Annotated in this window: 13 protein-coding genes; 7 read left to right on the plus strand and 6 right to left on the minus strand. The window is 70.3% G+C overall.

Annotation, left to right across the window (positions count from 1 at the left end; genetic code table 11):
• Positions 1 to 29: 29 nt before the first annotated feature.
• Positions 30 to 665: a phenylalanine--tRNA ligase beta subunit-related protein gene (locus WMF14_RS39430; protein ID WP_437794938.1), complete on the minus strand. Its 636-nt coding sequence runs from the start codon at positions 663 to 665 to the stop codon at positions 30 to 32.
• Positions 666 to 996: 331 nt separating this feature from the next.
• On the opposite strand from WMF14_RS39430, the gene WMF14_RS39435 reads away from it, so the two are divergent.
• Both WMF14_RS39435 and WMF14_RS39440 read left to right on the plus strand, forming a co-directional pair.
• The gene (locus WMF14_RS39435) at positions 997 to 3,675 is read left to right on the plus strand and encodes an O-antigen ligase family protein (protein WP_437794941.1); all 2,679 of its coding nucleotides are present in this window, start codon (positions 997 to 999) and stop codon (positions 3,673 to 3,675) included.
• A 58-nt stretch (positions 3,676 to 3,733) separates the two neighbouring features.
• Positions 3,734 to 4,996, plus strand: a complete 1,263-nt coding sequence (locus WMF14_RS39440) for a hypothetical protein (RefSeq protein WP_437794944.1) — start codon at positions 3,734 to 3,736, stop codon at positions 4,994 to 4,996.
• On the opposite strand, the gene WMF14_RS39445 is transcribed toward WMF14_RS39440, so the two are convergent.
• Positions 4,993 to 8,454 (minus strand): FG-GAP repeat domain-containing protein, encoded by a 3,462-nt coding sequence (locus WMF14_RS39445; protein ID WP_437794946.1) that lies wholly within the window; start codon positions 8,452 to 8,454, stop codon positions 4,993 to 4,995. The genes WMF14_RS39440 and WMF14_RS39445 overlap by 4 nt on opposite strands.
• 266 nt (positions 8,455 to 8,720) lie before the next feature.
• Between WMF14_RS39445 and WMF14_RS39450 the strand changes: the two genes are divergently transcribed.
• The 5 genes from WMF14_RS39450 (at position 8,721) to WMF14_RS39470 (ending at position 16,440) form a co-directional block, all read left to right on the plus strand.
• Positions 8,721 to 11,021 carry a GumC family protein gene (locus WMF14_RS39450; protein ID WP_437794947.1) on the plus strand — a complete coding sequence of 767 codons (2,301 nt, stop codon included), beginning with the start codon at positions 8,721 to 8,723 and terminating at the stop codon, positions 11,019 to 11,021.
• Positions 11,022 to 11,033: 12 nt separating this feature from the next.
• Complete coding sequence (locus tag WMF14_RS39455) at positions 11,034 to 12,587, plus strand: hypothetical protein (protein ID WP_437794950.1); 1,554 nt, start codon at positions 11,034 to 11,036, stop codon at positions 12,585 to 12,587.
• A 164-nt stretch (positions 12,588 to 12,751) separates the two neighbouring features.
• Positions 12,752 to 13,561 carry a hypothetical protein gene (locus WMF14_RS39460; protein WP_437794952.1) on the plus strand — a complete coding sequence of 270 codons (810 nt, stop codon included), beginning with the start codon at positions 12,752 to 12,754 and terminating at the stop codon, positions 13,559 to 13,561.
• Positions 13,562 to 13,621: 60 nt separating this feature from the next.
• The gene (locus WMF14_RS39465) at positions 13,622 to 14,887 is read left to right on the plus strand and encodes a glycosyltransferase family 4 protein (protein ID WP_437794954.1); all 1,266 of its coding nucleotides are present in this window, start codon (positions 13,622 to 13,624) and stop codon (positions 14,885 to 14,887) included.
• Positions 14,884 to 16,440, plus strand: a complete 1,557-nt coding sequence (locus tag WMF14_RS39470) for a heparinase II/III domain-containing protein (protein WP_437325147.1) — start codon at positions 14,884 to 14,886, stop codon at positions 16,438 to 16,440. Before WMF14_RS39465 ends, WMF14_RS39470 begins: the two co-directional genes overlap by 4 nt.
• Before the next feature lie 21 nt (positions 16,441 to 16,461).
• Here WMF14_RS39470 and WMF14_RS39475 read toward each other — a convergent pair whose 3' ends face one another.
• The 4 genes from WMF14_RS39475 to WMF14_RS39490 form a co-directional block, all read right to left on the minus strand.
• Positions 16,462 to 17,208: a class I SAM-dependent methyltransferase gene (locus tag WMF14_RS39475; protein WP_437794958.1), complete on the minus strand. Its 747-nt coding sequence runs from the start codon at positions 17,206 to 17,208 to the stop codon at positions 16,462 to 16,464.
• A 56-nt stretch (positions 17,209 to 17,264) separates the two neighbouring features.
• On the minus strand, positions 17,265 to 18,620 hold the full coding sequence (locus tag WMF14_RS39480; protein WP_437794961.1) for an MraY family glycosyltransferase: 1,356 nt from the start codon (positions 18,618 to 18,620) through the stop codon (positions 17,265 to 17,267).
• Between the two features lie 1,121 nt (positions 18,621 to 19,741).
• Positions 19,742 to 20,206, minus strand: coding sequence for a serine O-acetyltransferase (locus tag WMF14_RS39485; RefSeq protein WP_437325150.1), 465 nt, complete (start codon positions 20,204 to 20,206; stop codon positions 19,742 to 19,744).
• Entirely contained in the window at positions 20,203 to 21,309 is a 1,107-nt protein-coding gene (locus WMF14_RS39490; RefSeq protein WP_437794964.1) for a glycosyltransferase family 4 protein, read from the minus strand. The genes WMF14_RS39485 and WMF14_RS39490 overlap by 4 nt, the downstream gene beginning before the upstream one ends.
• Positions 21,310 to 21,614 lie beyond the last annotated feature (305 nt).

Consider the following 21,614-nt stretch of genomic DNA (forward strand, 5'->3'; position numbering starts at 1 on the left):
CCGGCCAGCGCGCCCGCGCGCCGGGGCGATCAGGCCACGAGCGGCGCGTCCGAGGTCGCCGCGCCGACGCCGGCGAGCAGCTCCTTGTACCAGGCGGCCGCCCCCGCCGCGCGGCCCGGCAGCGCGCGGCTGCCCCAGAGGACCGAGAGCGTGCGGGTCGTCCCCGCGTGCGTCTTCGTCCGCTGCGCGTCCTTCACCGCGTTCGCGCACGGGCCTTCCGCGTCGAAGACGCAGAGGAGCCCCTCGAGATCGATCTCCTGCCCCGAGGCGTTGAACACGTAGCGGGCGCCAGCGGGCGCGACCTCGATGCGGAGCGGCGGGCGGGCGCGGTCGAGATCGATCACGCTGATGGGCAGGCCGGTGTGCAGCGACACGGCGTTGCACGCGTCCACGGCCGCGTTGATGGCCGCGAGCGATCCCCCCTCGGCGGCGCGGATGAGGTACTCGGAGGCCGGCTTGCCCCTTCCGGTCGGCTTGTAGCCGCCGTGCCGGAGCAGATCGCGGACCGCCGACCGCACGGCGTCGTCCGAGCGGAACGGGGCCGAGGCCTTGTCGGACAGGAGGCCGCGGAGCGCGTCGCTCCCCTGCAGCTCGCCGAGCGGCGCGGGGAACGTCGTGACGAAGGCGGCGACTTCGAGCAGAGGATGTGCCGGGAGCGTGAGCACGCGGCGCACTCTACACCAGCAGCGAGGCTGCGCGAGCGCCTTCCTCGGAGCAGGTCGCGACGGCGAGCTGCTCGCCAGAGGCGTGGTCGGGAGCGCGCGAGAGGGGCGCATCGAGCGACCGCTTCGAGCTCGACCGCACGGCGGTGAACGCGAAAGAAGGCCCGTTGATGCGCGGCGGAGCGCGACAGCGCTCATGGATGGATGCTCGTCATCTCACACTCTCTCGGTCAATCCCGGGAGTGCGCAGGTCGACTCGGTCGACTCGGTCGACTCGATGCTACCGTGAGCGATCCCGTCCCTCTGCGGCGCAGATCGACTACCCTGTCCGGCCGTGACGACGGACTCCACACGCCCGAAGCTGAGGTCGCCCGCCGAGCTCCGGCGCTCGATGGGCGCCGCGGCGCGGGGCCGCCCAGGAGGCGCCGCACCGCCGGTCGCCGAGCGCGTGATCCCGTGGCTGCTCGGGGCCACCGTCGCCGGGTCCGTGCTCTCCATCGGCGCTGTCCATACGCCGACGCTGGCCCTGGTGTCCGCGGTCGTGGCGATCGCCGCCGCGCTCTCGCTCCGCGCCAGCGCGCTCGGCGGCGAGGCGTCTCACGTGAAGACGCTGCCGGCGCTCACGCTGCTCGGCTTGACCGCGTATACCCTGCTGCAGGCCGTGCCGATGCCCCTCGCGTGGCTCGAGCGGCTCTCGCCGGCGAGCGCCGACATCTGGTCGCGCTCCCTGATGCCGCTCGGCGAGGCGGCGCCGCGGTACGCCAGCGTCTCGCTCGACCCCGGGGCCACGCTGGTCGAGGCCGTGAAATGGTTGACCTATACCGGTGTCTTCATCACGGCCGCGTTCGTCGGCGCGCGGCGCGGCGCGAAGCTCGGGATCACCCTGGTCTTCGGCAGCGCGTTCCTCGCCGCGCTCACGACGATCGCCCACGGGCTGCTCGGCGCGACGACCGTCTTCGGCCTGTATCAACCGCGGTTCTCGGTGGCGTCATGGCACGTCGGGCCGCTGCTCAACCCGAACAACCTCGCCGGTTACCTGAACCTCGGCGTCCTCTCGGGGGTCGGGCTGCTGCTCACGAGCAGGCCGCACCTGCCGGCCTGGGTCATCGGCGTCGGGCTCACCACGATCGTCGGGGTCGGCATCATCGCGTCGTCTCGCGGAGGGCTGCTGGCGCTGCCGCTCGGCCTCGCCCTCTTCGCGTTGCTCTCGCGGCGGCGGCGCGGCAGGCACCGCGCCGCCGCCCGCGGCCGGGGCGCGGCGGCCTGGCTGCTGAGCGTGGCCATCGGCGGCGGCGCGCTGCTGGCCGCGCTCGCCGCGACGAACCGCACGCTCTCGGAGATGGCGGACGACAACCTCGACAAGCTGTCGCTCTTTCGCTCGACGCTCCCGCTGCTCGCGGATCACTGGCTCCTCGGCATCGGGCGCGGCGCATTCGAGACGGTGTTCCCCGCGTACCGACAGTCGCCAGGGAACATCGTGTTCACGCACGCCGAGAACGTCGTGATCCAGTGGGCGGCCGAGTGGGGCGCTCCGGTCGCGGCGGCCTCGCTCGTCGCGCTCGGCGTCGCGTTTCGCCCGGGGAAGATCGCCCTGCGCGCGAGCACGGCGGCGCTGGGCGCCTGGGTCGGCTGCGCGGTGCTCCTCCTCCAGAACCTGTTCGATCTCGGGCTCGAGGTGCCAGGCGTCAGCATCGCGCTCGCGGCGACCCTGGGCTCGCTCTGGGGTGATGCCTACGGCGAGCGGCCGCGGCTGGAGGCTCCGGCGGGCGAGCCCGGCCCGGAGCGGTGGCGGCCGTGGCAGGCGGCGGGTTGCGCGGCGGTCTCCGCGCTCGTGCTCGTCTCCCTGATGGTGCGCTTCGGCTGGCGCGACGTCGACCACGACCGCCGATCGCTGCGCGCGCAGAGCGACGCCGGCGCGGCGAGCGGCGCCGGCTGGCCACGCTTCCGCGAGGAGCTCCGCGCGGCGATCCTCCGCCACCCCGCGGAGCCGTACTTCCCGTTGCTCGGCGCGGTCGCCGCGCTGCGGGGCAGCGGCGAGAGCCCCATCCCATGGCTCCAGCGCACGCTCGAGCGCTCGCGCCGCCACGGGCGCGCTCACCTCCTGCTCGCGGAGGTGCTCGCGTCGCGCGGCGCCAAGGAGCAGGCGCTCCTGAGCCTGCGGCTCGCCGTGGAGGACGACCCCGGCGTGACCGCCACCGCCGCGGGGCTCGCCCGGCAGTGGACCCAGACGTGGGAGGAGCTGCTGCGGGCCGTGCCGGAAGGCAAGGCCGGGGTCGAGGTGCTCGAGCGCATGGCCACCGCGGGCGACCGCCGGGAGGAGGTCGACCTGCGCCTGCGCTGCGCGGAGGAGGCGATCGCGCGCGACCGCGCGCGGGTCGGAGCGCACTGGGCCGCCGGCGATGCGCTGCTCGCGATGCTGGAGGCCCCGGGCTCCGCCCGCTGCGGCGGTGACGACGCGCGGAGGGCCGCCTGCGAGCGGGAGATCGAGGCGCACGCCGCGGCGGTGCAGGGGCTCGACGACCGCTCGTTCTTCGCGGTCCAGCTGAGGGCGCGGCTCCTCCTCCTGAGCAAGAAGGGCGCGGAGGCGGAGCAGCTGCTCGCGGGGAGCTGCGAGCGGCTGGACAACCGGGCGGGCTGTCTTCGCCTGCGGGTCGTCGCGGCGGCGCAGATGGCCTCGTCCGAGAGGCTCCTCCCCGCGCTCCGCGAGCTGCTCTCCGCGTCGTGCACCTCGCTCGCGGCGTGCGCGGCGACGTCGACATGGGCCGGCGACCTGCTCGCGGCGCGCGGGGACTATCCGTCGGCCGTGACCTACTACGCGCGGGCAGCGCAGGACGAGCCGACGGAGGAGCGCCTCCTCAAGCTGGCCGACGCCGCGAGCCGCGCGGGCGCGCACATCGAGGCGTCGAAGGCGCTGGAGCGCCTGCTGCAGCGGCGCGGGGGGCAGGACCCCGCGCTGCGCAAGCGGGTCCTCGAGGAGAAGGCGAAGGCGCTGGCGCCGTCGCTCAGCCCGTAGGTAGATTGTGCGCGATCGTGGCCATGCTCGCCTTCCTCAATCTCCCGCGAATCGCCCTGTGAAGCTGTCGTCGTTGCTGCGCGCTGGAATGCACGGCGGCGCCGGGGTCGCTTTCGCCGTCATCCTGCCCCGCGCCGCCTCGCTCGCCGCCCAGTGGGCGCTCGCGCTGTCGGCCACGCCCGCGGCGCTCGCCGCGCTCGCCAACTACACATCGCGAGGGATGGTCGTCGTCGCGCTGGTCTCCGCCGGCCTCGCGCCGATCCTTGCGCGCCGGGCGCGCGCCTTCGCGACCAGGGGCGGCCGCGCGCTCGTGGGCGGCGCCATCGCCCTCATCGCCGCGTTCGCCTTCAGCTGCACGCTCACCCACGAGCTGACCTCGGGGCTGGGCGGGACGGCGGGGGTGGTCACCGCGCTCTTCAGCGCGTGCTCGCTGCTCGCCGCCGCCTCGCCGAGCATCTGGCCGATCTGGCAGCTCCGGGGGCGGTATTTGCACGCGCTCGCGGTGCTCCTCGTCTTCTCCCCCGGCGCTTCCATGCTGGCCGCGCTGGCGGGGCGCCCCGATGCCGTCGCCGTCGCGATCGGGATCGCCGGCGCCTCGCCCGCGCTGCTCCTCCTGCGCCCGACCCGGCTCCGGCGCGCCGCACGTTACGCGGTGCTCGTCGTCCGGCGCGCATTTCCGTACTCCATTGCGAACTTCTCGACGGTCCTCGTTTACCCGATCTCGCTCAGCGCCAACCTGAAGCTCATCGGCGACCATCGCGTCGGGCAGCAGGTGCTCTACTGGTCGTTCGCCGTGGTGCTCTCCCAGGCTTCGCAGGCGTTCGCCGCGCGCGCCATCGCGGGCGCGAGCAGGTCGGGAGACGAGGCGGCCTGGCAGGCACGCGCCCTGCGCGCCTGGCTGCCGCCGGCCGCCCTGCTCTCGATCGTCGGCGCGACCATCTACGTGATCTTCACGGTCCGGATCCCCGCGCTGCCGTACTCGGGCGCCGCGCGCGACGCCATGACGATGACGATGCTGGTCTCGGGGATGGCTCCGCTCATCACGGACGCCATGTGCATCTACTTCTCTGGCCCGGGTTCGCGCCGCATGCTCGCGGCAGGCAGCTTGCTGAGCAGCGCATGTGTGGCCGGATGGCTCCTGCTGGCGCCGACGCTCCTGGTCCGCCATTTCGGTGTGTTCGGCCCCTCGGTGCTGGTCGGCGTGGCGCGCCTCGCCTTCGTGATCGATGCGCCGGTGCGACGGTACACGCTCGCCGCGATACTCCTGCTGACAGCAGCCTTCGCGCTCACGGTGGCGCTCGGTGGAGGCATCAGCTTCTAGCGTGCCGGCCGCCCGTCGTGCGGCCAGCGCCCACGAGGTGCCCTGGTCGCGCGGCGGCTCGGCGAGGCGCTCGTCGAGCCGCGGGCCCGGACGAGGGCAACGAGCGCCAAGGCGACACCGCCGAGGCCGGCCGCCCACGAGGCCGGGCGCTGCCCTGGCACCTCGCTGCAGACGCAGCCACGGCCGTAGAGCAGCGTGTCGTCCCATCCAGCCGTGCCGGCTCCGCCGGGACCCGCGCCGCCGGCGCCCCCTGCCCCGCCACCGCCGCCAGCGCCCCCTACCCCGCCACCGCCGTCAGCGCCTCCTGCCCCGCCGCCTCCCCCCTGGCCCTGCGGCACCCTCACGATCACGCCGTCCGACCCCCGGTCCGGCGAGAGCCCGGCGGCAGAGACCGCCCGCACGCCGACGTAGTACTTCGCCCCGTCGAGGAGCGGCAGCCCGCCGATCGAGGCCTCGGCGACGTCGCCGACGTCCTGCCACGCAGGCGAGCTCAGGTAATCGCCTTGCCCCCCCACGACCGTCACCTGATACGACGCCGCGCCGTCGACCTTCGACCATCTCATATGGAGCGTGTCTCTGGTCTCGATCTCGTCGATGTCCTCGCCCTGATCGCCCCTGCTCGGATCGACATCCCAGACGAGCTCGGGCGCCGGCAGGATCTCGTGGCGCATGTCGTAGAGGTAGCCATCTGCCACGCTCACGAGGATGTCGTCGTGGCCGTCACCGTCGGTGTCTGCGAGGCTCGGTGAGCCGACGGGGCTGCCGAAAGCATACGACCACACGAGGCGCGCCGAGCACGCGTCGACCGCATAGAGAAAGCCGTTCGTGGAGCCGACGAGGGCGGTCGGACCGGCGGACGCGCGCCCGGTCAGGTTCCGCGAGATCGCCACGTCTCCGAGCTGGCCCATCGGGGCGCCCGCCTGCGCTGCGGCGGCCTCCGCGTCGAACGCGCCGTCGCCCGCAAGGACGATGAAGCTCGATCGCCCCCCGCCGGCGGCCTCGAGCACGGAGAACGTCAGTCGCGCCGGGTTCATGAACGACCCCTCGATGAGGACGGTCTTGCCGTCGCAGCTCGCGATCGCGCCGTGCGGGTAGGGACGGATGTCCTCCGCGCCCTTCCACAGCGCGGCGCTCAGGTCGTTCGGCAGCGCCCGCGCAGGGGCATACCCGCCCTGCAGGGTCATCTCGAGCCGATGATCTCCCGACACGTCGGCGAGGATGGGCATGAAATAGAGCAGCGTCTCCGGGTTCTCGCCGAGGGGGGTGCCGTTCCGACCCGAGAGCACCTTGGCCTTGTTGATCGCGACCGCCACGTCCTCCGCGCCGTCGCCGTTCCAGTCGGCGATCGCGACAGCCTGGGTGCCGCCGGAGGCGTCGATACGGTGTCTCCACCGCTCTCCGCCGCTGCGTTCGATCGCGAGGACGTCGGTGTGCAGGCTCGGATCGACCGTGACCGCCACGAGCTCGCGCGCGCCGTCTCCGTCGAGATCCCCGTGCAGCACGTCCCACACGGGGGGCTTCTCGAGCGGGGTCTCGCTCGTCTGCCTGCCGTTCGCGTCGAGCGTCGCGACGGCGTACTTCACCGGATCGGTGAGCGGGTGCATCCGCCTGAAGCACGCGAGCGTCGCGGGCGAGCTCCCCTCGGCGGGCACGATGGACGCGCCGAACGCGTCCTTCACGCGCCAGGCGGGCTTGGCCGGCGCCACATTGCTCGCGCCGTCGGACGCGATCCGGAGGAGGTCGCCCCGGCTGTCGACGACCACGACGCTGGCGGCGGCGTCCTCCGGAGAGAACCTCGCGGCGAGCGGGGCGCGGCCAAAATTGACGTAGGCGCCAGGACCTGTATAGAAACCGCCGACGCGCATCCCGGGCAGGACGTCGCGCCCCTCCCGCACGAGGTTCGAGGGCTCGAACGACGCGTCGAGCAGCGTGAGGAACCCATCGGCCCGGGAGACCACCAGCCGCGGCCACGAGGGAGACGTCGCGACGGGCAGCTCGAGCGCCGCGACGCCGCTGCCGGACTCGACGGCATAGACGCCCGCGACCGATGTCCCGCCTCCCCGCATGTCGACCGCGGTGAGCGCCACGGGCTCCGACGTCGACTCCAGCACGAGCTCACCACGTCCGTCGCCCGTGAGATCCGGAGTCACCAGCGAGAAGCCGAGGTTCGTCCTGCGGGATCTTGCCCAGTCGAACCGCGTGCGCACCCGCTCGCCGTCCAGCGACCAGAGCCGCTCCAGCGAGCCACCGCCGGCTCGGCTGAACCGGAACGCCGACACGCGCTCTTCGAGCGACGTGACGAGCCATTGCTCGGAGCCGGCATCTCCTGGCACCGCGCCCTGCGCTATCGCATCAGGAATGGTAGCGAGCTCGGCGCCCGTGGCTGCATCGAGCACGAAGGTCGTCCAGGTTTCGCCCACCTTGCCGCTCGCCACCACCTCGAGCGCGCCGTCGCCGTCGAGATCCCACGCGAGGCGCGTCGGGGCGCGGGCATCGCCGCCGTCCTTGGGGCTGAGGGTTTTTCGCCAGACCACAGCCAGCGACGGGCTCTCGTCCGGCCTGTACGCGAGCAGGGTGACCTCGCGCGCGCCCTGGTTGTTGCGGACCCGATTCTGGAAGCAGAGCGCGAGCTGACCGGGGCTGGCCGGGTCGCCCAGGGTCACCGCCTCGCAGACGGCCCCGCCGAGGTGGGCGCCGATGCTGGCCGACTTCGCGAAGACGTCCCCTGTTCCCGAGACGAGGAACAGCTGGTCATACGAGGACACGAGGAGATCGTCGGCGCCGTCTCCGTTCCAGTCGCCCACGGTGTCGATCGTCGCGTTGCAGCGCGTGCGCCGCGGAGGAGGCGGCAACCTCTCGACAGCACCGAACCCCCCAGCGAAGCTGTAGATGACACCAGGGCTGTCCGTGCGCACCGCGCAACAGCCGCACTCGTCCAGGAAGAGATCGAGATGACCGTCGCCGTTGAAATCCGCGAGGCGCGCGGCCCCGAGCGTCCCGAGCTCCGAGGCGTCCTCGCGCCACAGGATGGCTCCGCTCGATCCATCGATGACCGCTGCGCCCGCGCCGCTCAGCGCGACGATCTCGACCCGCCCGTCTCCGTCGAGATCGTCGACGGAGTGCAGCGTCTGCAATCCCAGCGATGGGGTGCGCCAGCGGACGAACCCCAGCGGATCGGAGAGGACGACGCGGCCGCCGGACACAAAGATCAGGTCGATATCGCCGTCCTGGTTCACATCCCCTGCGAGCACCCGGCCTGTCGAGAGGACACCGCCGAGGTACGCCCGCCAGTAGGGCGCCGGCTTCACGATATTGCTCGTGGACGTCGTGGCGCCCGTGCGCTGCGCGTCGTGACGGGCAGATGGCCAGTCGGCGAAGGCCGAGGCCCCCTCGAGGAGGAGCGCAGAGCAAACGGCGCTCGCGACCGCGCCGCGCGCCATGAAGGACGATCGTTCCATTCTGACTGCCCGAACGCGTTTCTCGCTTCCGAACGCGCGGCCGGAGTGTACTCCATCGGCGCGAGCGTCGCACCGCGCGAGAATGTGCCGCACCCCGCCTCCTCCGACGCTCCCCCGCCGCCAGGCCGCGCATTGTCACGATGCGCACATTATACCACATTGTCCCCCTATTGAGAACCCCGGCTTGAATTTTGGAGACGCCGCGGGCACCTTAGCCCTCCGCGCGGACCTCTACCCTCCACGAAGGCGCTTCGAGCGCATGACTTATGGCCGACGAATCCAGAGCCCCTTCCACGATCGCTCCCCGCGACGACATCTCAGGCGAGCGCACGTTCGACCTCGTCGTCACCTGGCGAACGGTCAGCAAGCACTGGGCCATCGCGCTGACCACCCTGCTCCTGGTCGCCCTCAGCGTCACGTTCTATACGCTCGGGCAGAAGAAGATCTATCAGTCCGCGGCGACGGTGCAGTTCGATCCGAACCCTCCTCGTCCGCTCGGCCGCGGGGTCGACACCGTGGTCGACATGGGCGCCGGCTCGTACTGGAACAACCGCGAGTACTATGAGACCCAGTACAAGGTCATCCGGTCCATCCGGGTGGCGCTGGCGGTCGTCGCCCAGCTCAACCTGCAGAACGATGCCTATTTTCTGAAGGACCTCCCGAAGGACGCGGCCTCGCCCGAGCCGATGTCCGTGACCCCGGAGGAGGCCGCGGAGATCCTGCGCGAGCGGCTCGCGGTCGAGCCGGTGAAGGACAGCCGCCTCGCGGTGATCCGCTACAACGACGCGGATCGCGAGCGGGCTCAGCGCATCCTGTCCACGTTGATGGACATCTACATCGAGCAGAACCTCGATGACGCGGTCGCCTCGACGAACTCAGCAGTCGATTGGCTCCGGGCGCAGCTCGACAAGCTGAAGAACGATCTCGAGACGAGCGAGACGTCGCTCCACGAATACAAGCTCAGCAAGAACATCCTCGACGTCGATTTCGAGGACAAGACGAACCTGCTGCGCGAGGAGATGAAGCAGATCAACGACGCTCTCACGTCCGTGCGCACGAAGCGTGAAGAGTTCGCGGCCCGGAGCCACGAGCTGTCGAAGCTCGACCCGAACACCCCGCTCGACCTCCCCGCCTCCGAGCTCATCCAGAGCCCGGTCCTCCAGATGCTGCGCGCGCGCCAGGAGGAGTGCGTCCGTGAGCGCGACGCGCTCATCGGCTCCGGCAAGGGGGAAAACCACCCCGACGTCCGCGCCGCGACCGAGCGGGTCGCCGCCAACAGGAGCGCGCTGATCGCCGAGATCAAGAACGTTCAGGGAGCGGTCAACCGCGATCTCGCCATCGTGAAGCGTCAGGAGGGGGGCCTCGTGGGGCTGCTCGAGGACGCGAAGAAGCAGGCGTTCGAGCTGAACTCCCTCAAGATCGAGTACGATCGACTCCGCAGGACGAAGGACAACACAGAGAAGCTGTACCAGCTCGTCCTGGAGCGCACGAAGGAGAGCGATCTCCAGCGAATGCTTCGGGTGAACAACATCCACATCCTCGATCGGCCGAACTTCCCGCTCACCGCGCTGCGGCCGCGCGTCGGCGTCAACATCGGGATAGGCATCCTCGCCGGGCTGCTCCTCGGGATCGGCGCGGCGCTGGCGCGGGCGATGCTCGATCGCACGCTGCGGACGCCGGATGAGGTCGAGCGGGAGCTCGGGCTGCCCTTCCTCGGCCTCCTCCCGGAGTTCGACAAGCGGGACCAGAAGGAAGCCCAGCGCCGCAGGGCGCGCCACCGCGGCAAGACCGCGCCCCAGCTGGGCCGGCGCGAGCTCGTCGTGCACGATCAGCCGACGAGCGGGATCGCCGAGGCAGCGCGCGCGATCCGGACCAACCTGCTCTTCATGTCACCCGACCGGCCTTACAAGACGCTCCTCATCGCCAGCGCCGGGCCCAGCGAGGGCAAGACGACCGTGTGCTGCTGCATCGCGGTCGCCATGGCGCAGGCCGGACAGAAGGTCGTCCTCATCGATTGCGACCTCCGCAAGCCGCGCATCCACCAGATCTTCGGCAAGAGCCCTGAGCTCGGCGTCACCAGCGCGCTGCTCGACGACTCCGTGGTGGACGACGAGAGCGCGCTCAAGACCGAGGTGGAGAACCTCTACGTCATCCCGGCAGGCCCGATCCCGCCGAACCCGGCGGAGCTCCTGCACAGCGAGCGCTTCCAGGCGCTGCTCCAGAAGCTCCAGAGCCGCTTCGACCGGGTCATCATCGACAGCCCTCCCATCGTCGCGGTCACCGACGGCGCCGTGCTGTCGACGCTGGTCGATGGCACGGTCCTCGTCGTGCGCGCCTCCGCGACGAGGCACGACTTCGCGCGCCATGGGATCCGCGCGCTGCTCGACGTCGGCGGCAAGACCGTGGGCGTCGTGCTGAACGCCGTCGACCTGAAGCGCCAAGAGTACGGGATTTACCACTACTATGGCGACAGGAAGGACGGCTATTACCACGCGCCCTCCGAGCCGGCGCCCCCGGCCCCGACGGACGGTCCTCCACCTCCCTCCCCACCCCCCTTGCCGAACTGAGGAGCGCCGCCGTTGCTCTCGCTGAGACTCCCCCGCGCGCGCGGCGCTGCGCGCGCCGCCGGCGCGGCGCCCGCGCGGCGGACGAAGACGCCCCTCGGCCGGATCACCGCGACGCTCCTCGTCGGGACGCTGGCGGCCCTCGGCCCGATCCTCGAGGGAGCGCTCGGCGACGGGCGCGGGTGGACGATCGGCCTCCTGCTCTTGCTGGCCGCCCCGTCGCTCGCCCGCGCCGGCGGCCCCCGCTTCCATCCGCTCGATCCAGAGACCTACATACCAGCCACCTATTTCCTCAGCGTCGCCTACTCACCTGTCCTGCGCCTCCTCATGTCCCGCGAGTTCTCCTTGTCGAGCCATGAGACGGCAGCCATGCGGGTGGCCTATGCCGGCGCGGTCGGGTGCGCCATCGCGTGCACCGCGCTGAGCCGCCCCCAGGAAGCGCCAGACACGCAGCGCATGGTCCCGATGCACAGGCCAAAGGCGACGCTGGACCAGGACTGGGCCACGATCCTCGTCGGCATGGTCGGCCTGGGGCTCGTGGCCACGTGGATCGTCACGATCGGCGTGGGGCGGTTCTTCTCGTTGAACTACGCCTCCAATCACCTCGAGGCAGACGGCAAAGGGCTGCTCCTCGGCGGCTGGCATTTCATCGGGGTGGCCGTCGTCTACCTCCTGCTCCGGGCCGCATCGCTCCGCAAGGCCGGGCTGGCCGTGCCGAGGGTGATCTCGCTCGCGGGGTTATTCTTCTTCGCGAGCTTCCTGCTCAATACGGTCATGGGCCGGCGGGGCCCCCTCGTCTGGCTCGTCCTCTCCATCGCCCTCGCCGCACATGCCTACGGCATCAAGATCCGACGCGTATGGCTGGCCGTCGGGATGGTGAGCGTCGTCTTCTACGGCTTCTTCGTGGAAGGCGCCCGCGCCGAGCAGGGCAAAGGGATTGACGCACAGATATCGTCGGCCAGCGCATACCTCGATCGGATCGAGAACCCGCTGGAGATCGGAGAGCTCCAGCGGGTTTACGCCAACCTCGTCACCATCGTGAACGAGCGGCCGCCCATCATCAGCTACCCGGGTGAAAGCTGGGTGAACGCGTTCCTCATCCTGGTGCCCAAGCCGCTCTGGAGCGAGCGACCGCTCGGCCTCGCGCAGCAATACGCCTTGTGGACGGCCCCCGACCTCGCGCGCCGCGGCGCCGGCTTCGCGATGGGCGCCGCCACCGAGGGGTACCTGAACTTCGGGCTCGCCGGCACGGCCATCGAGATCGCGGTCTTCAGCGCGTTCTTCTTCATGCTTCCGCTCCTCGTGGCCAGCGCGCGCGGCTCGCCCCTGCTCGTCCGCGCCACGGCGGTGAACCTCGCCTCGTTCGCATACAACCAGTTTCGTGGTGAGCTGACCGCGCTGCTCAAGATCGCGGTGTCGCTGGGGATCGCGCTGCTCGCGGTGCTCGTGCTCACCTCGGTGGTCGCGCACCTGCGGCGCGGGATGGCGGCGCTCGGCCCGACACGCAAGAGCTCCGGGCGGCGCCAGCGCGACCCGCGCCTCGGCCCCTCGTCGGCGCTGGGGCGATAGCCGCGCCGAGGGGGAGTTGGCCGGCGCGAGGACAACGCGGGACAGCGCGCCCGCAAGGATGAACCGTGCGGCGTGCGGCGCCGGAACATGAAGAACGAAGAAGCCAGGTCCCTATCATCATGAGAGTCCCCGTTCGTTTGAACCGTTCAGGCTGGCCGGCGCGCATGCTGCCCCGCAGGGTCTGCTTCCCGGACCCGAGGGCTCTGCTCCGGCCCGAGGAGATCACGTCGCCCGAGGTGTTCTCGGAGCGCATCTCCGTCCTCTTGCTGGGCGGCACCTACAAGACGACGCGTCCGGGCAGGCACCGGCAGAGCGATGCCCTCCTCGTGGGAGCGCTTCGGCAGAAGCGCCCCGTCGTCCTCGATGTCGGTGCCTCCGACGGGAGCACGGCGCTCGATCTGATCGCCGCGCTCGGCGACGCCTTCGAGGCGTACTATGTGACGGACAGGGCGCTCTCGCTCCGGGTGCGCGCCGACGACCGCGGGCGGGCGTTCTTCTATGATGCCGACGGCGCCTGCGTCCTTGCGGCCACCCCGCGCCTCCTGTTCTATCCCGCGGCGGCGGGGTCGCGCCGCTGGTCGCGCTGGGTGCTCCCAGGGTCGCGCGGCGCCATCCCGCCCTTCGACCCGGCCTATCCAGAAGTATCCCTCGTCCAGCCGAAGCTCCGCGAGATCGCGCGCCGAGACGCCCGCGTGCGCCTCAAGCCTCACGACATCTTCCAGCCGTGGGACGGCCCCGCGCCGACGGTCGTCAAGGCAGCGAACATCCTGAATCGCGCCTATTTCTCTGATGATCAGATCCGCCTGGCCGCGCGCAATTTCTGGCGCGCCCTTTCGCCTGACGGGCTTCTCCTTGTGATCGACAACCGCGACGCCGAGAAGGCTTCGCTCTTCGCGCGGACGGAGAGTGGCTTCGGGCACATCGACAGCATCCATGGCGGAACGGAGATCAAGGCGCTCATCCTGAGCTGCTGACGGCCCTCTTCCACCAGAAGCGCAGCTCGCTCTCCACGCAAGGACCTCCCCGAAGCCCTCATGCGCATCCTCTACGTCTCTCCCTACTTTCCCCCCGAGCCCGGGGCGCCGGCCGCGCGCGTCTCCGAGCTCGCCCGGGCCTGGCGGCGCGCCGGACACGAGGTCACGGTCCTGACGGGCATGCCGAACCACCCGACAGGGGTGATCCCGGCTGCGTACCGAGGTCGGATCCGCGTGGAAGAGGACTTCCACGGAGTGCGGGTCCTTCGCACCTGGATCTACGCCGCCGCCAACCGGGGCACGGTGCGTCGCTCGCTCGCGTACGGGTCCTTCGCCCTGTCGGCGCTCTCGCTCGCGCAGCTCGGGTTGCCGCAGGCCGACGTCCTCATCGCGACGAGCCCCCAGTTCCTCGCGGCCGTGGCCGGCTATGGGATCGCCAGGCTCCGCGGGCTGCCGTTCGTGTTCGAGGTGCGGGACCTCTGGCCCGAGTCGATCGTGGCCGTGGGCGCGCTGTCGGCCGGGCACGCGGTCGTGCGCGGGCTCACGCGCGTCGAGGAGCACCTCTACGAGGCGGCCGATGGGATCGTTGTCGTCACGGAGAGCTTCCGGGAGCGGCTCACCCAGCGAGGGGTCCCCGCCGACAAGATCGACGTCATCAGGAACGGCGTGGACCTCGACCGTTTCACCCCCTCCTCGCGCGACACGCCGCTCCGGGAGAAGCTCGGCTTCGGTGAGCGGCTCGTCGTGGCGTACGTCGGGACGCACGGGATGGCGCACGGCCTCTCCGCCGTGCTCGACGTGGCGAGCGGCCTGCGCGCCCGCGACGACATTCGCTTCCTGTTCGTCGGCGAGGGGGCGGAGCGGGCCAGCCTGGAGGCGCGCGCCCGGGAGCTCGGGCTCTCCAATGTGACGTTCCTCGGCGCGCTCCCGCGCGACGCGATGACCGAGGTGTATGCGACCGCCGATATCTGCCTCGTCCCACTGCGCAAGACCGAGCTCTTCCAGACGGTCATCCCGTCCAAGATCTTCGAGATCCTCGCCATGGAGCGGCCGATCGTGATCTCGGTTGACGGCGAAGCGCGGTCCATCGTCGAGGAGGCGAACGCCGGTGTCTTCGCTCCCCCTGAGGACGTACCGGCCATGACCCGGGCGATCGTCGAGCTCGCCGCCGATCCCGAGAGGCGAAGGCGCATGGGGCCCGCAGGGCGGGCCTACGTGATGCGGTCGTTCGAGCGCGACATGCTCGCGCGTGACTATGTCGATGTGCTGGAGCGCGTGATCCGCCGCTCGCGCTCTCCTGAAGGCCAGCGCAGGAGCGAGCGATGAACGTCCCGCGGATCGCCCGCACCCTCGTCCAGCTCCATCCGCTGCAGGTGCTCGCCCGCCCGGTCGCCCTCGGCCATCGCGCGCTCGGCGGGGGGCCGAGCGCGATCCTGGCGCCGCGCGTCCGGCCGGGCTTTGCCGCGTCGCGCCCGCGGTTCGCGGCCTTCGCCGACGCGGAGAAGGAGCGCGGGCGCGCGCGGCTGGCTGCCATTCCCGAGGGGTCGCTGCTGCATGCCTACGAGCGCGCCTACGGCTATGAGCTCGGGGCCGAGCCGACCCTCCCTGCCCCGAGCGCGTGGGACGACCCGATCGCGTCGCACCCGTTTCCCGCGTCGGTGCGCGCCCGCCGGCTCGCGGTGGCGGCGCGCCTCGGCCGCCCCGGGCTCTCTGCAGAGCTGGCGCGCGCATGTCGGGCCGTCGCGCTCGGCCTCGAGCTGCACCTGCTCGCCAATCACCTCCTCGAAAACGCGATCGGGCTCGTCTGCGGCGGCGCGGTGGCCCACGGGCCCGAGGCCGAGGCGTGGTGGCGGCTCGGCTCGGCGATCCTGGCCTGGCAGCTCCCGGAGCAGTTCCTCGCGGACGGCGGTCATTTCGAGCTCTCCGCGTCGTACCACCTCGCCCTGACGGCCGGGCTGCTCGAGGCCATCGAGCTTGCGCGAGCGGCCGGGCGCGAGGTGCCCGAGAGCTGGCGGACGACGGCGGAGAGGGCCCTCGGGTGGGCCGCAGCCGTGCGCGCGCCGGACGGCTCGTACCCCCTCTTCAACGATGCATCGCTCGACGCCGCGCCCGAGCTCGACCAGGTCCTCGCCCTTGGCGCGGACCTCGGCCTCTTCATGCCGGACAGGGCCTCCGGCGGCGAGCGGGGGGCCCCCGGCACGCCGCCGGACGACACGCCGTCGTTCGACCACCTGGCAGACACCGGCTGGGTGATCCTGCAGCTCGGCGACCGGGCCTGGCTCGCGCTCGACGCAGGGATGGATGGTGCCCCCTATCAGCCCGGGCACGTGCACGCGGACGCCCTCACCTTCGAGCTATGGCTCGGCGGAGAGCGCGCTGTCGTCGACTACGGGGTCTCCAGCTACAAGGCCGACGGCGACCGTCAGACCACCCGCTCCACACGCGCCCACAACACCGTGGAGCTCGGCGACGTGGATTCGAGCGAGGTGTGGAGCGCCTTCCGCGTCGGCCGCCGGGCGCGCGCGGAGGTGCGCAAGCTCGAGCGCGCCCCGGCGCACGTCGCCGTGGAGGCCGAGCACGACGGGTATCGAGCTCTCCCCGGAGCCCCACGACATCGCCGGAGGGTGGAGCTGTCCGCTCGGGAGCTCGTGGTCCTCGACGACATCCTCGGCGGCAGGACGAGCGCGTGCTCCCGGCTCAGGCTCGACGAGGCCGCCGTGCGGCGCCAGTCCATCGAGGTCGAGGGCATCCAGCTCGCGCCGGAGCGCAGCTCGGGCGTGTGGCATCCCTGCTTCCGTAAACCCCAGGCAGCCACGGTGTTCTCCGGGCGCGGCGACGTGCGCGATGCCTGGCGTGGCGGCTTCCGCCTCCGCTTCTAGAGCGGGGTGCAGGTTCGTGCGCTACTCGCGCACGAGGCTGCCTGTGAGCGTGATGCGGAAGGGGGCGAGCGCCTCGACCTTGTCGAGCACGAGGTGCAGCGCCACCGCAGCCTGGTGGAGCCCGGGAATCAACACCGTATACGTCGGGTGATCGACCCCGGTAGCGAGCTTGTCGACGCGGAAGCCCGCGGCCTTCGCGAGGCGGTTCACGGCCCAGACCGTGTTCATGCGGAAGTACGTCGGGTACGGCTTGGAATTTCCGCTGCCGCTCGTCCCGCGCAGCAGCCCGACGTAGAGCGTATGAAACCAGTGCGGCGTCAGGTGCGTCGCGAGCCCCGAATAGGAGAGGAGGTTCGGCGCCGTGAAGACGAACCGCCCTCCCGGCCGCAGCAGGCGGTGCGCCTCGCGCAGCACCGCCTCGGGCCTCTCGAGGTGCTCGAGCAGGTGGTCCGCGGCGATCACGTCCGCGCAGCCGTCCGGCAGCGGGACCGACTCGCCGTAGGCGCGGATATGCTTCTCCGCCGGGTTGCGCGCGAGCGCCTCCTCGTCCGGATCGACCGCGTAGATGGTCTTGCCGTCGAGCGGCACCGTCGCGACCTTGCCGAACCACAGCGGCCCGCAGCCGAGGTGGATGATGTCCGTCGCCGGCGCGACCGCCTCGTCCACGATGCCCTGATAGACCTTCCAGTAATGCGCATGATCGCTGAGACGATAATAGAGCTCGTTCGTCTTGCTGTTGAGACCAACGATGCTGCGGGCAATGTCCACGATATCTCCTCAGTCAGTCCGGCGACACGAACAAATCAGCGAGGGATGGATGCCCCTCACACCACCGAGAAGCGCCCCTGCGGGCGCGAATCCCGCGCGCGCGGCGGCGGCGGCCGGCGAAGCAACAGGCGCTCTGCGGAGTCCACGACGAGCTGCAGCAGCATGTCGGCCTGCGGACTGACCGCGCACTCCTCGCTGTCCCAGCGGAACCGCAGCTCGACGGTCTCGCCCTCGAGCTGGATCGGGAACACCGCGACCACCGCCTCCCGGAGCTGCTGTGGCGTCGCCGTATCCTGCGCCCAGTTCCAGGGCTTCACGCGCGCGCTGCCGTTGGCGCCGGCCGAGCTCACCTCGAGCGCGACGAGCTTCGCCTCCTCGGCGAAGCGCTCGAGCACCGGGCGCAGCTTTTCCACGCCGCTCGCGGCCTCCATCTCCATGAGCGCCCACGGCACAGCGCGGCGCAGCGCCTCCACGGTGGCCTCGCGCGCGCGCCGGGCGTCCTGCGGCTGCGCCCCGAAGAGCGGGAGCGAGCCTGCCGTGCGCACCACGATGAAGAGCACCACGCTGCAGGCGACGAGGGCGAACCCGATCTCGAGCGAGCGACCGACATACGCCACCAGCGCGACCACGGTGAACAGCAGGCTGAGCCCATACAGGATCAGCACCGCGCTGCGATGCGAGTGGCCCTTGTCGAGCAGCTTGTGGTGGATATGCGAACGATCGGCGGAGAAGATCGGCCGGCGAGCGACATAGCGCCGCACCATCGCCGAGATCATGTCGAAGATCGGCAGGCCCAGCGCGAGCAGCGGCACCATGACGGCGAGCGCGGTGCCACCCTTGTGCGTGCCCACGCCGAAGAGAGGGATCGCGGCCAGCATGAACCCGAGGAACATGCTGCCGGTGTCGCCCATGAAGATCGTCGCGGGGTGAAAGTTGTGAAACAGGAACCCCACGATCGCGCCCGCGAGCGTCGCCGCGAGCAGGCAGATCACCATATTGCCGGGGTAGCCGCCGAGGTACGCGGTGATGAAGTTCGCGACGCAGGCGAAGAAGCCGACACCCGCCGCAAGCCCGTCGAGCCCGTCGATCAGGTTGACCGCGTTGATGATCGCGACGAACCACGGAATCGTCACCAGGAACGAGAGCGGCGAGAACGATACATGTCCGAAGTACGGCAGCGTCACGCACTCGAGGCGGAGCCCGAAGGCCCAGGCGATCGATGCGACGAGGACCTGCGCGGCCAGCTTGTGCCGCGCACGCATTCCCTTCGTGTCGTCCCAGGCGCCGACCGCGGCGATCCCCAGCCCTCCAGCCAGCAGCCCCACCACCAGCGAGTGCTGCGAGAACCACCTCAGCCCGATCTGCGTCCCCAGCGCGGCCAGGATGAACAGCGGCAGCACGAAGCCCGCCACGATCGCAAGCCCGCCCAGGCGCGGGATACACCGAGTGTGTACGCGCCGCGCGGTCGGTTCGTCCACCGCCCCCACAGTCACCGCCAAACGGCGCACGAGCGGCGTCGCTGCCCACGACAACACCAGCGCCAGAATGACCGCCGTGAGCGTACTTACCATCGCTCGCTCCTCTGGAAATCCCGCAGCTCTAAGGTGCGGCGCGGCGTGCGATATTCATAGCTCATCACCATGGCGGACAGCCCGTTGTTGGTGCGCACCTAGTACCCCAAGTCAGCACACGGAACAACCCAGGAGCAGGCTTTGGTCTGCTGCTGGCGTGTTAATATTTCCGCTGTCATTTACATTTTACAGTATCACGGCACAATTTTACCTACATATGTGAACCGCGGTGCGTCGGCCTGGTGACATTGTCGTTTACCGGCCTCGGCAGTGCCGGGGTCTGCCGTGAAAGCGGAGTGTGAACCGCGGTGCGTCGGCCTGGTGACATTGTCGTTTACCGGCCTCGGCAGTGCCGGGGTCTGCCGTGAAAGCGGAAGTGCCTTCCTCGGGGCAGGCGCGTGGCCCGGCGAGCGCTCCATCGTCCCCACAGCGCCGGGAGCCCCTCCGCGAGGCGCGTGGTGTTCCGCAGCAGCGATGAATCCAGCGCCTGGTGCGAGGTTGTCGACCCGAGAATCCATTGTGTGACGGAGCCGGGACATCAGCTCTTTTCGGCAACGCCTTGTCTCGGGCCGACGACGCCGCGTTGCTCATCACGTCCTCGCTAGACGTCCTCGCTAGGGCAGGCCACCGGCGGGGCGGGTGCCTCGCGAAAGAAATCACGGTTTCCCAGCTCGGTCCAGGACAAATCTGGACAGATGCCGCAGCGCGGCACCCGGACGCTCGGGCGGCGGGCGGCGGGCGCTGCCCGGCCGGGCGAAGCCAGCACACCGGAGCCGAGGGCGTCGGAGGCGGAATCGCCGCCAAGCGCCCGAGCGACGCTGGCGCGGCGGCCCCGTTGGCACGAGCAGAGGCGCGCATCCCGTGAACCATGCGGCGTGCTCGCACGGGCCACGCGCGCCATGGAACCGGGCGCCCCTGGAGATGCGCCCCGTCACGCGGTGGGGCTGACCTGATCCTGCGGATCAGGCGTTCGGGTCATCCAGCTCGTAGTACTTGAGCTTCCTGTCGGACGCGATGATCCTGAACGGATTCCCCGCGACGACGGAGTTGGACGGCACGTCCTTGTTCACGACGCTGTTGGCGCCAATGATCACGTTGTCTCCAATGGAGATGTCGCCAAAGATGGCGCTCCCCGCCCCGACATAAACGTCGTTGCCCAGCCGCGGGACCCCCTGGCTGCCGAAGTTCCTCCCTATCGTGACGTTCTGGCTGACGAGGCAGTTGTCGCCGATGGACGCCCTCGCATGGATCACCACCCCCAGCCCCCAGTAACCAAGCCTGAAATTCGCACCGATCGTGGCCGAGGACGGGATGAACACCGAGAACAAGAACCTGTTCAGCCAGGTGATGGCCGTGGCGATGGAGCGCAGCTTGTTCCGGTAGAAGAAGTTCCCCATCCGGTAGAGCAACACAGAAGGGTTCTTCATAGCGTTGACAGGAGCGACCTGAACTTGGTGATGGCATCATCGAGCCGGTTGGCCTGCCGCACCCGCTCGACCGAGCGCCGCGAGAACTCCTGCAGCAGCGCCGGCTCCCGGAGCAAGGTCTGGACCGCCTGCGCGATCTGGCCCGGGCTCCCGACGTCGACCAGGAGGCCGTTCTTCCCCGAAACGATGAGGTCATTCACGGCACCCACCCTGCTGGACACGACGGGGACGCCGAGGGCCATCACCTCCAGCAACGCGTTCGGGAACCCCTCGCTGTGCGACGTGAACAGGCACAGATCGAACGACGAGATCACGTCCTTCTTGTCGCTGACGAGCCAGCCCGCGTACTCGGTGTTCCTGAGCTGATTCTCGGCGATGAACCGCTTCACGTTCTCGCGCTCGCTCCCGTCCCCGTAAATCTTGGCCTCGACCCAGGCGCCCGCGCGCTGCAGGAGGAGCATGGCCTCGAGGAAGTCGTAGATCCCCTTGCGCTTCTCGATCCGGTTGAAGTAGAGCAGCCGAAGCGGCCTGTCCATGACCCCGGGATAAGCCTTCTGCCCCCCCTCGCCAAAGCAGGAGTCAGGCAGCCAGTTCTCTATGACGACGAGCTTGTCCCCGTTCCCTTCGGGCACCAGGCCCAGGAAGAAGCTGCGCCAGTAGTCGCTCTGGCATATCAGCGCATCGCAGGCGCTCACGACGGCGCCCAGGTACGACCTGTACAGCCTGCTCCTGGCGACGTTGTCGATGATGGGCCCCGATCGAGGGAAGATGACGACCTTCTTGCCGAGCATCTTGCCCAGAAGCCCGATGGATCCCTTCTCGACGAAGCTGAGCCCCGAGCTCGAGAACAAAAGGACCGCGTCCACCTCGGAGAGCAGCAGCTCCCGGACGCACCGGAGCACCCTCAAGCCGATCTTGGGGAGCCTCGAGAACACCGACGAGACCTGGATGCTGTCGATGGTGGAGTCGACGAGCAGGAAGTCGAAGTCATCCTTCAGATCGCTCTCGATCAGAGAGCGACAAGCGAAGTACTGCCCACCTATCCTGCCGTCAGAAGGGGGATTGAACGAGCCGACGAACAGAATTCGTTTCTTGCCTGTCATCTCATCTCTATCGTCAGGGGCAGTAACATACATGTGCGTCGCTGTTTAGCAAGCCGGGGACTCGACTGCCATCGCCGCGCGCGCGACACGCGAGAAGGAAATCCGAGCGCATGCAGAGTCGGACGGCGACGTCATCGGCGCCTGACGGACGCCGGGCGAGCGATCCCGATGACGCGGAGCCCGCTCCGCCGGCCGCCGATGCGGCCGCTGCGTGGCCCCCGGCGCAGGGCTCGACCGCTGCCGCCTATCGGGCGCCGAGCGACGAGCCTGATCCGGACCATCCCGCATGACGCGACGCAACAAAA

This window comes from Sorangium sp. So ce693, assembly GCF_051521375.1.
Taxonomy (GTDB): Bacteria; Myxococcota_A; Polyangia; order Polyangiales; family Polyangiaceae; genus Sorangium; species Sorangium atrum.